This is a genomic window from Burkholderia aenigmatica (assembly GCF_902499175.1).
Taxonomy (GTDB): Bacteria; Pseudomonadota; Gammaproteobacteria; order Burkholderiales; family Burkholderiaceae; genus Burkholderia; species Burkholderia aenigmatica.
This window is the reverse complement of the sequence record NZ_CABVQC010000019.1, coordinates 57,898-70,715: the sequence shown is the minus strand read 5'-3', so window position 1 is coordinate 70,715 and position 12,818 is coordinate 57,898. Positions and strand designations below refer to the sequence as shown.

Here is a 12,818-nt window from a genome sequence, read left to right as displayed (position 1 = left end):
CTTTCCTGGAGGAGTGGATCATGAACGAAGCAGTTCGGATGGAACGCGATACGTTCGGCGAGATCGCCGTGCCGGCCGACCGGCTCTGGGGCGCACAGACCGAGCGCTCGCTGCAGAATTTCCGGATCTCGACCGAGAAGCAGTCGCCCGAGCTGATCCACGCGCTCGCGATCGTCAAGCGCGCCGCGGCGGCCGTGAACCAGTCGCTCGGCGTGCTGGCCGACGACAAGGCGCGCGCGATCATCGACGCGGCCGACGAGATCATCGCCGGCAAGCATCCGCGCGAATTCCCGCTCGCCGTGTGGCAGACGGGCTCCGGCACGCAGACCAACATGAACCTCAACGAGGTGATCGCGAATCGCGCGAGCGAACTGCTGGGCGGCGAGCGCGGCGAAGCGCGCAAGGTTCATCCGAACGATGACGTGAACCGCGGCCAGTCGTCGAACGACGTGTTCCCGACCGCGATGCACGTCGCGGCCGCGTATGCGATCGTCAACCACCTGCTGCCGGCGCTGCGCACGCTGCGCACGACGCTCGACGCGAAGTCGAAGGCGTTCGCCGACATCGTGAAGATCGGCCGCACGCACCTGCAGGACGCGACGCCACTCACGCTCGGCCAAGAGTTTTCCGGCTACGTCGCGCAGCTCGACCAGGGCATCCGTCACGTCGAATCGGCGTTGCCGCACCTGTACGAACTCGCGCTCGGCGGCACCGCGGTCGGCACGGGGCTGAACGCGCATCCGGAGTTCGCGGTGCGCGTCGCCGATGAAATCGGCCGGCTCGCGAAACTGCCGTTCGTGACCGCACCGAGCAAATTCGAGGTGATGGCGGCCGCCGACGCGCTGGTGTTCGCGCACGGCGCGCTGAAGACGGTGGCAGCCGGCCTGATGAAGATCGCGAACGACGTCCGCTGGCTCGCGAGCGGGCCGCGCTGCGGGCTCGGCGAGCTGTCGATTCCGGAGAACGAGCCGGGCAGCTCGATCATGCCGGGCAAGGTGAACCCGACGCAGTCGGAAGCCGTGACGATGCTGTGCTGCCAGGTGTTCGGCAACGACGTCGCGGTGAACGTCGGCGGCGCGAGCGGCAACTTCGAGCTGAACGTATTCCGGCCGATGATCGCGCACAACGTGCTGCAGTCGGTGCGGCTGCTCGCCGACGGCGCGCAGAGCTTCAACGACCACTGCGCGGTGGGCATCGAGCCGAACCGCTCGCGGATCGACCTGCTGCTGAACGAATCGCTGATGCTCGTGACGGCGCTCAATCCGCACATCGGCTACGACAAGTCCGCGCAGATCGCCAAGAAGGCGCACAAGGAAGGCACGACGCTGAAGGCGGCCGCGCTCGCGCTCGGCTACCTGACCGAGGCGGAATTCGATGCGTGGGTACGTCCCGAGCAGATGATCGGGTCGCAGTAACGGCAGGAAGAGGCAGGACGACGGGCGCGGCGCGATGCGCGGCGCCCGCAGCGGTCAGACCGCGCCCTTCGCGACTTCTTCCGGCTTCATCTCGACGATCTTGTCGAGCGCGGCCCGCACGTCGGCCGCATATTTCGCGAGCACCTTCTGCTCGTCGGTCTCGGGCACGAACGGCGGCACCGGCACCGGGTTGCCGTTCTCGTCGACCGCGACGAACACGACCAGGCAATCGGTCGTCTGGCGCAGCATGCCACCCTTCGGATCGCCGGCATGCACGGACACATGGATATGCATGCTGGTACGGCCCGTCGCAACGACGCGCGCCTTCAGCTCGACCAGATTGCCGACCATGATCGGACGCTGGAAACGGATGTTGCCGACGCTGACCGTCACGCAATAGCGGCTCGACCAGACGGCCGCGCACGCATACGCGACCTCGTCGATCCACTTCATCAGCGCGCCGCCATGCACCTTGCCGCCGAAGTTCACGGACGACGGCTCGGCGAGGAAGCGGAAGACGGTTTCGGTGCGGTCGAGGGCGGCCGGTACGGGGGACGGTTGGGACATCTTGTTGGCTCCAGGCGGCAGGGGCGCTGTAATCGGGCCATTATACGTTGCGCTGCGGCAACGCGTCGCGGAGCGCCCCGCGTGGCGCGGCCGCCGGGGCGGTGCCCGGCGCACACGGCACCAGCACCGGTCAGCGGCGCACCGTGATGCCCTGATCGATCGTGCCGTACATTTCGATGCTGCCGCCGCGCTCGCCGGTCGCGCCACCGCCCTGCGCACAGGCCGCACAGACGAGCGCGGCCGCCAGCAAACAGAAAATCGTCTTCATCGTTGCGTCGTGTCACATGCGGCAGCCCGCTGCCGCCGCTTTCGGCCATTCTACGCGCGCGCCGCAAGCGGCCGCAGCCCGGTTCGCCGCATCGACGACGCCGGCGCCGCCGCATCCGACATTTCAGCCAACAGCGAAACATCGAATGCGCGCGCCCACTACACTGAAGATCATCCCGCCTGACGAGACACGACGATGACCGACCAAGACGACCACCACTTTCCGGGCCTGAGCCGCATCGGCTCACTGATCGCCGACCCCGGGCGCGCCGCGATGTTGTGGGTGCTGATGGACGGCAGCGCACGACCGGCGGGCGAATTGACGATGATCGCGGGGCTGTCGCCGTCCGCCGCAAGCGCCCACCTCGCACGCTTGACCGAAGGCGGCCTGCTCGCGCTCGACGTGCGCGGCCGGCACCGCTACTACCGGATCGCATCGGCCGATATCGCGGCCTCGCTCGAGGCGCTTGCGAACGTTGCCCGCGCGGCCGCGCCGCATCGCCCGGTTCCGTCGCCGTCCCGCACGGTCCCGGCCGAACTGCGCTATGCGCGCACCTGCTACGACCACATGGCAGGCGAACTCGCGGTGCGCATCTTCGACGGGCTCACTGCGCGCGGCTGGCTGCTTGCCGACGGCGACGCGATCGAGGCCACCGAACTCGGCACCCAGGCGCTTGCACAATGGGGCATCGACGTCGCGCAGCAGCGCACGCGCCGGCGCCGCTTCGCGTGCGGCTGCCTCGACTGGAGCGAGCGTCGCTCGCATCTCGGCGGTGCACTCGGTGCAGCGCTGCTCGAGAGCTTCTGCGCGCACGGCTGGATCGAGCGCGCCGCACGACCGCGCGTGCTGCGCGTCACCGTGCCCGGACAGCAGGTTTTCGACGGGTGGCTTACGTCCGCTTGACGCCTGCATTGCGTCTGCACGACAACGGCGCGCGGTCGACAGGTTTTGTTACATCGCGTGCCATTCAACTTACAAAACACCGAGCATTGAAACAGGCCAAGCGGATATTGTGAACTCAACGGCACGAATCGACGCGCCGCGACAATGACGAAGACGCTCACCATGGCCACCCTGTTCACGCTCAAGCGAACCGCCCGCTGCACGCTGCTCGCGTTCGTTGCGCTTGCGGCACTGCCCCCCGCATTCGCGCAATCGGCCGACGCCCCGCCCTATTCGGCTGCGGCACGGCAACCGGGCGGCGATCCGCCCAGCCGTGTCGCGCGGCTCAATTACCTGTCGGGCGCCGTGACGACCGAACCGGCCGGCACCGATACATGGTCGTATGCCGCCGTGAACCGGCCGCTGACGACCGGCGACCAGCTTTGGAACGATGCCGGTGCGCGCTCGGAACTGCACATCGGCTCGACCGCAGTGCGGCTCGGCGAGTCGACGAGCCTGTCAGTGCTGAACCTTGACGACTCGACGACCCAGCTGAAAGTGGGACTCGGCACCGTATCGACGCACGTGCGCGATCTGCCGGCCGGTGGATCGTACGAAATCGACACGCCGAACCTCGCGCTCGGCATCACGGGCCCCGGCGACTATCGCGTCGACGTCGCACCGAACGGCGCGAGCACGACGGTCACGTTGCACAGCGGCAGTGCGACCGCCTACGGCAGCAACGGCCAGTACCCGCTGTCACCGGGGCAGCAGGTCGTGTTCACGGGCACCGACCTGCAGGTCGCGCAGCAATCCGCTGCCCCGGGTCCCGACCCGCTCGACCAGTGGGCCGCCAGCCGCGATGCGGCCGAGGAGCGCTCGGTGTCGGCCCGCTATGTATCCCGCGACATTCCCGGCTACCAGGATCTCGACGCGAACGGCACGTGGCGCGAAACCCCGAACTACGGCCAGGTATGGGTGCCGAACGACACGCCGGCCGACTGGGCGCCGTATCACGACGGCCACTGGATCTGGCAAGCACCGTGGGGCTGGACCTGGGTCGACGACGCGCCGTGGGGCTTCGCGCCGTATCACTACGGCCGCTGGGCATACGTGGACGATAGCTGGGCCTGGGTACCGGGTCCGCTGGTCGTCAGCCAGCCGCCGGTCTATGCGCCGGCACTCGTCGCGTTCGTGGGCGGTGGCGGCGGCCCCGACTGGAGCGTCGCGCTCACGGTGGGCGGCGTCGCCGCAGCCGGCTGCGCGTGGTTCGCGCTCGGCCCGGGCGAACCGTGGCATCCGGGCTGGGGCGGCTGGAGCCCGCACTACTACGACCGCGTGAACCGCAACATCGTGGTGAACAACGTCAACGTGAACAAGACTGTGAACGTGACGAACATCACGAATATCACCAACATCAACAAGACGTACGTGAACTTCCGCGCGCCACACGCAATCACGGCCGTACCGGCGTCTGCGTTCGTGCACGGCCAGCCGGTCGCGCACTTCTCGCAGCACGTCGATCCGCAGCAATGGCGCAATGCGCACGTCACGCCGGGTACGCCCGGCATTGCACCGGTACGCCAGAGCTTCACCGGCGGGCTGCGCAATGCGAGCTACCGTCCGCCGGCGGCGATCGCGCAGCACCCGTACGTCGCGACGCGCAATCCTGCCGTGCCGGCCGCGTATCGCGACCAGGCCGCGGCCCACCTCGCGCAGCAAGGCGGGCGCGTGCCAGGCGCCGGTGCGCCTGTCGTGAAGACGAACGTGCCGGCCGACTATACGGCGCGTCCGGTCCGCGTACCGGGCAAGCCGGGCGACGGCGCATGGGCGATGCACAACGTGCAGCTCGTGAATCCGCACGGCCCCGTCGTGCAGCCGGCTCACGCGTCTCGCGAAGGCCAGCCGGCCGCCGCGCAGGCCGGGCGGCCGGGGGCTCCGATGCAGGGAGCACCGATGCCGGGCATGCCGAATGCCGCGCGGCCGGCGAACGGCGAAACGCCCAACGCACCGCGTTTCGCCAACGGCGGCATGCCGCAGGCACCCGGCAACCCGATGCCGCATCAGGCCTTCGAGCCGGGCAACGGCGTCCCGCATCCACCGGTGGCGAACAACGGTCCGTCGGGCATCGGCAATGCGCACGCAGCCGACGCGCCATCGCCCGCGTGGATGCAGCCGCACACGCCGATGGAGCGTCAGCGCCCCACTCCGCCCACCGCGCTGCATGCGGCGGGACAGAATGCGCTGCCGCCCGTGCGCAGCGCTGCGGTCCCGCGTCCGGAGGGCGTGCTGAGGCCGCAGGACGCGCAGCCCGGCGGCCGCAACGAAGCGCCGCGCGCACTGCCGCAACCACGGCTCGACAATACGGCGCAGATTCCGCAGCCGCGTCCTCGCCCCGATTTCCAGACGCCGGCCCAGCATGGGCAACCGCAACTGGAACGGGCGGCACCTGCGCCGCAACCGCGCCCCGAATTCGCGCAACCGGCACCGCACCGCGAAGTCGCCCCGCCACGCGTGAACGAGTACCGGCCGCCGGCCCCCGCCGTGCATGACATGCCGCGCCCGCAACCGCAGGCGCCACGCATGGATCCACGGCCGCAACCCGCGCCGCGTATGGAGCCGCGGCCGCAACCGGCACCACGCATGGAACCGCGTCCGTCGATGCCCGCACCGCGCATGGAACCGCGGCCGCAACCGGCCCCGCACGTCGAGGCGCCGCGCCCGAGCAACCCGCCGCCGCAAGGCGGTCACGAAGAGCGGCATCGCCAGTAAGTGCCGCAAACGTGAAACAAAATGGCCCGACCGGCATCAGCCGGTCGGGCCTTGTTTCTGTCGGGCGCGGATCGATGCATCCGCACGGCCCGGGTCGCGCGATCAGACCGCCATCGGCGCGGTCAGCGGCTCATGGTGTCGATAGCCGACGAGCGAGAAATCGGACGGCTCGATCTGCTCCAGCCACTCGGGCGCGTAGACGCCCGTCTTCGCGTATTCCGGCACACGCTCGGCGATCTCGAGCCGCGGGCTGTCGTAAGGCTCGCGCGCGAGCTGGCGCTGCAGCATGTCGAGCTGGTTCTCGTAAATGTGCGCGTCGCCGATGAAGTACGTGAACCAGCGCGGCGTGTAGCCCGTCAGCCGGCCGACGAGCGACAGCAGCGCGGCCCCTTCCGTCAGGTTGAACGGCGTACCGAGGCCGACGTCGTTGCTGCGGATGTACAGGCAGAGCGAGATCTCACGCGTCGTCGCATTCGGCAGGAACTGGTACAGCAGATGGCACGCGGGCAGCGCGATCTCGTCGAGCACGGCCGGATTCCACGCGTGAAACAGGATGCGCCGGTCGGACGGGTTCTCCATGATCGTGTCCAGGCACTGGCGCAGCTGGTCGATCGCCTTGTACAGCAGCACCTTCGGCGCGCCGTCTTCTTCGAAACGCGTGACGATCCGGAAGCCGCGGCGCGTCGCATCGGCGATCTGCGCGTCGGCGCCCGCGTCGAGCACCTTGTAGCCCGGCCACTGGCGCCATTGCACGCCGTACACGTCGCCAAGATCGTCGACGCCCTGGCGATACGGGTTCGCGAGCCACTGCGCGTTCTCGTTCGCGTTCGCGTCCCACACCTTGCAGCCAAGCGCGCGGAAATCGGCCGCGCTGCGCGACGCGCGCAGGAAGCCGACCAGCTCGCCGATCGCGGACTTGAACGCCAGCTTCTTGGTCGTCACGGCCGGGAAGCCTTGCTGCAGGTCGAAACGCAGCATCGCGCCCGGCATGCTGATGGTGCGGATCCCCGTGCGGTTCTCCTGCCAGGTGCCGGTATCGAGAATGGTACGAACGAGATCGAGGTACTGTTTCATGCGGGTTCCTTCGGCCGCGAGGGCGGCCGTACCCGCCAATTTTAGCAAGCGTGGTGAGGAAGCTCCGGCAACGGCGCCGAAAACCCTGCCAGCGTGTCGCCGCGATCGCGCATGCCGTGCGCGCACATCAGCCGGTAGAGCGTGACGCGCGACACGCCGAGTTCGCGCGCCGCATCCGCGAAACGGCCCCGATGACGCAACAGCGCCTGCTCGATCGCCTGCCGCTCGGCCGCCTCACGCGCCTCCAGCAGCGACACGGGCGCGAGCGTCGCGAAGTCGTTCAGCTCGAGATCGGCCGCGGTGATCATCCGGCCCTCCGACATGACGATCGCGCGGCGCACGCGATTGATCAGCTCGCGCACGTTGCCCGGCCATGAATAGCCGTACAGCGACGCGACCGCGTCAGGGGAAAAGCCGCGCAGGCGACGATGCGCGTCGCCCTTGAAACGCTCGAGCATGTGCCGCGCGAGCACCTCGATGTCCTTGCCGCGCGCACGCAATGGTGGCTCTTCGATCTTCAGCACGCACAGGCGATGGTACAGATCCTCGCGGAACCGCCCTTCGCGCAGTGCCGCTTCCATGTCCACGTGCGTCGCGCAGATCACGCGCACATCGACGGGCACCGACACGTGGGCCCCCAACCGCTCGATCTTGCCTTCCTGCAGGAAGCGCAGCAGGCTGGCCTGGCTTTCGAGCGGCAGGTCGCCGATCTCGTCGAGAAACAGCGTGCCGCCGTTGGCGGCCTCGACGCGGCCGATCTTGCGCTGGTTCGCGCCGGTGAATGCGCCGCGCTCATAGCCGAACAACTCGGCCTGCAGCAGCGTCGACGGAATCGCACCGCAATTGATCGCGATGAACGACGCCTGCGCGCGCGACGAACGCTCGTGAATCGCGACCGCCGTCAGCTCCTTGCCCGTACCCGATTCGCCCGAGATGAACACCGGCGCGTCGGTGGCCGCGACGCGGCGAATCGTCCTGAAGAGCCCGAGCATCGCATCGCAGGTCCCCACCATTTCGCCTTCGCTGCGTCCGGTGCCGACGGGCGGCGCGACGGGTTCGGTCAGCGCGACCATGCCGTGCGCATGACCGACGGTCTCGACGATCCGCGACGTCTCGTACGGCATCGTCACGTAGTCGAAACAGTAATCGCGAATGAGATGACGCAGCGTAGCGTCCTGCAACTGGCCGCGGCGCGTCGCCGCGATCCAGCCGATGTGCTGAATGCTCAGACAGGATTCGAGTTCGCGCAGGTCCGAGGGTTTGAAGCCCGGCGAAAAATCGAGCAGCCCGGCCGTTGCGACACCATGCTGCACGACGCGCCGTACATCTCGCACGGTCTCCGCGAGATCGACACGCCAACCGCATTCGTCGAAATGGCCGCGCAACGCGTCGTTCGGTTCGCGCGAATAGTAGATCACGTGCCGCTGATCGGCTCCCATATGCTCACCCCGTTCATCAACCGTCTAACGATTGCCGTGCACGCCACGTCACGTGCGAAAAGGATCGAATCGGGTCAGCCAAAGGTGGCTCGATTCGCCATGCCGATGCGCGGCGACGACAAAGCCTCGCATGATGGCGCTTATCTCGCGTCCAGTTATTTTGTGATCCAGACAGCTTGGTTATAGGCACTGAATACGACAATCCGATTTCAGCGCGGTGGGCGATGCGGCCGAATCGCTCAGGAGGTCGATGCATGTCAATCGTCTGCACATAGCCCCCGCGCAGCGATACGCTCTGCCATCAACACATGCGGCGATTTTCGTCCTTGAAGCGTATCGATTGAATCCGCAGTATTCCCGAGCCCCCTCGTTTCAGGCCTGAAACATTTTCAGCCGTTTTTCGACACAATTCGCAACGCTTGCGCACGAATCGCAGTCTCGACAATGGTCCCGGCGCGATGGCATGCATTTCGCTGAATATGAAAACCGTCGGAGACAGCGACCATGCGAAAACATCTGTTACTTTCTTTCGTGCCGATGGCCATTGCGGTCGCGGCCGCCGGCCCGCCCACGCCCGTCCGCGCAGACGAAAGCACGAATCCGGATCGCGCCATGCTGCTTGCGGCAAACGCGCCGGACATGCAGCACGTCAACGGGTTCGGCATCGTGACCGTGTCGTCACCGCAACCGCTGCCGGCCGGCAGGACTTTCGTGACGCTGTGGGACGAGATCCCGCCGCCGCCCCTGTTACCGATGCCGCTCCCGGTACCGCAGCCGGGCGACGTGCAGCACGCGATGGAAGGCACCACGCAAGGCACGACGCGTCAGTGATGCATCGGCCGACCCATTTGATAAGGATGACATATTGATTTGAGCAGACCTGACCGCATCGGTCAGAGCCCGCATCATCGATCTCGCAACACGAAACGGTTTTGTGCTCCGTCCCCCGGCGGGCACTCTTTTTATTCATTCCATCGCCGCGACGCATTGCTTCGAGCGTCGCGGCGCGCAGCGCAGAAAGACGGATGCGCGCGTCCGGAACCGGCACCCGCCGCCGTTCCGGTAGAATCGGCGCCATTCCGGTTTTCCTCTCCCCGACCTTCATGACGACGTTGACCCTGATCGTCGCGCGTGCCCGCAACGGCATCATCGGCCGCGACAACCAGTTGCCCTGGAAACTTCCCGAGGATCTCGCCTTCTTCAAGCGCACGACGATGGGCGCACCGATCGTGATGGGCCGCAAGACCCACGAGTCGATCGGCCGGCCGCTGCCGGGCCGCCGCAATATCGTCGTCACGCGCGACGCGACGCGCCGCTTCGACGGCTGCGACACGGTCACGTCGCTCGCCGACGCGCTCGCGCTCGCCGCACGCGACGGGGTGCCCGAAGCGTTCCTGATCGGCGGCGCGCAACTCTACACGGAAGGCCTCGCCCTCGCCGACAAGCTGGTCGTCACCGAGATCGATGCCGACTTCGACGGTGACGCGTCGTTCCCGGCGCCGGACGCCGCGCACTGGCAGGAAGTGTCGCGCGATGCGCACCAGGCGGCCGCGCCGAACACGTTCGGCTATGCGTTCGTCGTCTACGCGCGCAAGCGCGGCTGACGCGTCGCGCACAATGAAAAAAGCCCGACCGGCTCACGCCGGTCGGGCTTTTTCGTTTGATGGCGGCCGATGCCGCGCGCCGCTTACTGCCCGGCGATCGTCATCTGCTCGATCAGCACCGAGCCCGTTTCCTTCGTGCCGCGCACGATCGAATCGGCGCCGATCGCGACGATATGGCGGAACATTTCCTGCAGCGTGCTCGCGACCGTGATTTCCTCGACCGGATACTGGATCACGCCGTTCTCGACCCAGAAGCCCGCCGCGCCGCGCGAATAGTCGCCCGTCACGTAGTTCACGCCCTGCCCCATCAGCTCGGTCAGCAACAGGCCGGTGCCGAGCTTCTTCAGCATTGCGTCGAAATCGTCGCCCGCCTGCGTGTTCGAGCTGCGCAGCGCGAGGTTGTGCGAGCCGCCTGCATTACCGGTGGTCTGCGTACCGAGCTTGCGCGCCGAATAGGTCGACAGGAAGTAGCCTTCGACGACACCGTCCTTGACGACGCTGCGCGCACGCGTGCGCACGCCTTCCTCGTCGAACGGTGCGCTGCCCATCGCGCGCGGCACGTGCGGATCCTCGACGACCTGGATGTGCGGTGCGAACACCGGCTTGCCGAGGCTGTCGACGAGGAACGACGTCTTGCGGTACAGCGCGCCGCCGCTCACCGCCTGCACGAACGCGCCGAGCAGGCCGGCCGCGAGCGGTGCTTCGAACAGCACGGGCACCTTGCGGGTGTCGAGACGGCGCGCGCCCATTCGCGCAAGCGCACGCTCGGCCGCGTAACGGCCCACCGCTTCGGGCGCCGCGAGATCGATCGCGCTGCGCTTCGACGAATACCAGTCGTCGCGCTGCATGTGACGGCCGCTGCCCGCGATCGGCGCGCAGGCGATGTAGTGGCGCGAATACGGGTAGCCGGACAGGAAGCCGCGCGACGTCGCGAGCACGAACTGCGAATGCTGGGCCGACACGCTCGCGCCTTCCGAATTGCGGATCTGCGGGCTGACCGCGAATGCGGCGTCTTCCGCGCGGCGGGCGAGCTCGACGGCCTCGTCGGCCGTCAGCGCCCACGGGTGGTACAGATCGAGGTCGCGCGGGTCGGTTTCGAGCAGCTCGGCCTCGGCGAGACCGGCCGCCTCGTCTTCGGCCGTGAAGCGCGCGATGTTGTAGGCGGCGGCGACGGTATCCTTGATCGCGCCCGGCGAAAAATCCGACGTGCTCGCATTGCCGCGCTTCTTGCCGATGAACACGGTCACGCCGACCATCTTGTCGCGGTTGTGCTCGATCGTTTCGACTTCGCCGCGGCGCACCGACACCGACAGGCCGTCGCCCTCGGAGATTTCGGTCGCGGCGTCCGTCGCGCCGAGCGCCTTCGCATGGCGAAGGATGTCCGAGGCGATTTCTTTGAGCTGGTCCTGCGTGTGCGGGAAATAGCGCGCTTGTACGTCGAGATTGGCTGCCATCGTCGTGATATCCGGTGGCGGGCGGGCGCCCGCATGTTCAAAATGTTGCGTATCCCGCGATCATAGCAAGGTCCGGGGCCGGACACCGACAAGCTTGGGGTGTCCGCGGCGCGATACAATGCCGTCCATGACACGCAAAACCCGAATCCAGCCGATCGAGCATGCCGTCGAAGACGACGACAATGGCTACGATCGCCCCAGCAAATCCCAGTTGAAGCGCGAGATGCACGAGCTGCAGGTGCTCGGCCAGGCCCTTGTCGATCTGCCGAAAGACGCGCTGAAACGCATGCCGATGCCCGAAAGTCTCGCGGACGCCGTTCGTGAGGCCCGCCGGATCACCGATCACGAAGGCAAGCGCCGCCAGCTCCAGTACGTCGGCCGCGTGATGCGCTCGCTGACCGAAGACGAGACGGCCGCGCTGCGCACCGCGCTCGACGCGCAACGCGGCGTGAACAAGGCCGCGACGGCCCGCCTGCACTGGATCGAACGCACGCGCGAACAGTTGCTCGCGAGCGACGACGCGCTGACCGAATTCCTGCGCCAGCACCCGGAAGCCGATATCCAGGAAGGCCGCACGCTGATCCGCAACGCACGCAAGGAAGCGCAGCAAGGCAAGCCGCCGCGCTATTTCCGCGAGCTGTTCCAGTGGATCAAGACCGCTGGCGGCACGTCCAATGCGGACGACGAAGCGGCGGACGACGCCGGAGACGACCATGACGACGACGAAGCGTAACCACCCGGACGAGCTCGTCGTCGGCCTCGTGTCGATCAGCGACCGCGCGAGCACGGGTGTCTACGAGGACAAAGGCATTCCCGCACTGCAGGAGTGGCTCGCCGGCGCGCTGGTGTCGCCGTGGCGCGCCGAAACGCGCCTGATCCAGGACGATGCGCCCACGATCTCCGCCACGCTCGCCGAGCTCGTCGACGTCGCCGGGTGCGACCTCGTGCTGACGACGGGCGGCACGGGCCCCGCGCGCCGCGACGTGACGCCCGAGGCCACGCTGGCGGTGGCGACGAAGGAAATGCCGGGATTCGGCGAACAGATGCGGCAGATCAGCCTGAATTTCGTGCCGACCGCGATCCTGTCGCGGCAGGTCGCGGTGATCCGCGAGACGGCCGACCATGCGGCGCTGATCATCAACCTGCCCGGCCAGCCGAAATCGATCCGGGAAACGCTCGAAGGGCTGCGCGATGCCGACGGCAAGTCGACCGTGCCCGGCATCTTCGCCGCGGTGCCCTACTGCATCGACCTGATCGGCGGCCCGTACATCGAGACCGACACCGCGGTGGTCGCGGCGTTCCGGCCGAAAAGCGCTCAACGCGCACCGCGCTGAGCGCGTGCC

General features: G+C 67.6%; 12 protein-coding genes. 7 read left to right on the top strand and 5 right to left on the bottom strand.

What is annotated here, in order from left to right; translation table 11 throughout:
• Positions 1–20: 20 nt before the first annotated feature.
• Positions 21–1,415, top strand: coding sequence for a class II fumarate hydratase (fumC, locus tag BDO18943_RS15715; RefSeq protein ID WP_043181919.1), 1,395 nt, complete (start codon positions 21–23; stop codon positions 1,413–1,415).
• A gap of 54 nt (positions 1,416–1,469) precedes the next feature.
• Here fumC and BDO18943_RS15710 read toward each other — a convergent pair whose 3' ends face one another.
• Positions 1,470–1,982, bottom strand: coding sequence for an acyl-CoA thioesterase (locus tag BDO18943_RS15710; protein ID WP_039370920.1), 513 nt, complete (start codon positions 1,980–1,982; stop codon positions 1,470–1,472).
• Positions 1,983–2,112: 130 nt separating this feature from the next.
• On the bottom strand, positions 2,113–2,250 hold the full coding sequence (locus tag BDO18943_RS15705; RefSeq protein ID WP_175023156.1) for a hypothetical protein: 138 nt from the start codon (positions 2,248–2,250) through the stop codon (positions 2,113–2,115).
• A gap of 195 nt (positions 2,251–2,445) precedes the next feature.
• Between BDO18943_RS15705 and BDO18943_RS15700 the strand changes: the two genes are divergently transcribed.
• Positions 2,446–3,153: an ArsR/SmtB family transcription factor gene (locus tag BDO18943_RS15700; RefSeq protein ID WP_175023154.1), complete on the top strand. Its 708-nt coding sequence runs from the start codon at positions 2,446–2,448 to the stop codon at positions 3,151–3,153.
• A 162-nt stretch (positions 3,154–3,315) separates the two neighbouring features.
• Positions 3,316–5,904, top strand: a complete 2,589-nt coding sequence (locus BDO18943_RS15695) for a DUF6600 domain-containing protein (RefSeq protein ID WP_175023196.1) — start codon at positions 3,316–3,318, stop codon at positions 5,902–5,904.
• Between the two features lie 102 nt (positions 5,905–6,006).
• Here the strand turns inward: BDO18943_RS15695 and BDO18943_RS15690 are convergent, their stop codons facing one another.
• Positions 6,007–6,978: a thymidylate synthase gene (locus tag BDO18943_RS15690; RefSeq protein WP_175023152.1), complete on the bottom strand. Its 972-nt coding sequence runs from the start codon at positions 6,976–6,978 to the stop codon at positions 6,007–6,009.
• Between the two features lie 41 nt (positions 6,979–7,019).
• Complete coding sequence (locus tag BDO18943_RS15685) at positions 7,020–8,417, bottom strand: sigma-54 dependent transcriptional regulator (RefSeq protein ID WP_175023150.1); 1,398 nt, start codon at positions 8,415–8,417, stop codon at positions 7,020–7,022.
• A gap of 504 nt (positions 8,418–8,921) precedes the next feature.
• Between BDO18943_RS15685 and BDO18943_RS15680 the strand changes: the two genes are divergently transcribed.
• On the top strand, positions 8,922–9,248 hold the full coding sequence (locus BDO18943_RS15680) for a hypothetical protein (protein WP_089450143.1): 327 nt from the start codon (positions 8,922–8,924) through the stop codon (positions 9,246–9,248).
• Positions 9,249–9,520: 272 nt separating this feature from the next.
• Positions 9,521–10,021, top strand: a complete 501-nt coding sequence (locus BDO18943_RS15675; RefSeq protein WP_043181911.1) for a dihydrofolate reductase — start codon at positions 9,521–9,523, stop codon at positions 10,019–10,021.
• 83 nt (positions 10,022–10,104) lie between these two features.
• Here BDO18943_RS15675 and pmbA read toward each other — a convergent pair whose 3' ends face one another.
• Positions 10,105–11,475 carry a metalloprotease PmbA gene (gene pmbA, locus BDO18943_RS15670; protein WP_011351368.1) on the bottom strand — a complete coding sequence of 457 codons (1,371 nt, stop codon included), beginning with the start codon at positions 11,473–11,475 and terminating at the stop codon, positions 10,105–10,107.
• A gap of 127 nt (positions 11,476–11,602) precedes the next feature.
• Between pmbA and yjgA the strand changes: the two genes are divergently transcribed.
• Positions 11,603–12,208, top strand: a complete 606-nt coding sequence (yjgA, locus tag BDO18943_RS15665; protein WP_275891897.1) for a ribosome biogenesis factor YjgA — start codon at positions 11,603–11,605, stop codon at positions 12,206–12,208.
• Positions 12,189–12,809: a molybdopterin adenylyltransferase gene (gene mog, locus BDO18943_RS15660; RefSeq protein WP_051889796.1), complete on the top strand. Its 621-nt coding sequence runs from the start codon at positions 12,189–12,191 to the stop codon at positions 12,807–12,809. Before yjgA ends, mog begins: the two co-directional genes overlap by 20 nt.
• Positions 12,810–12,818 lie beyond the last annotated feature (9 nt).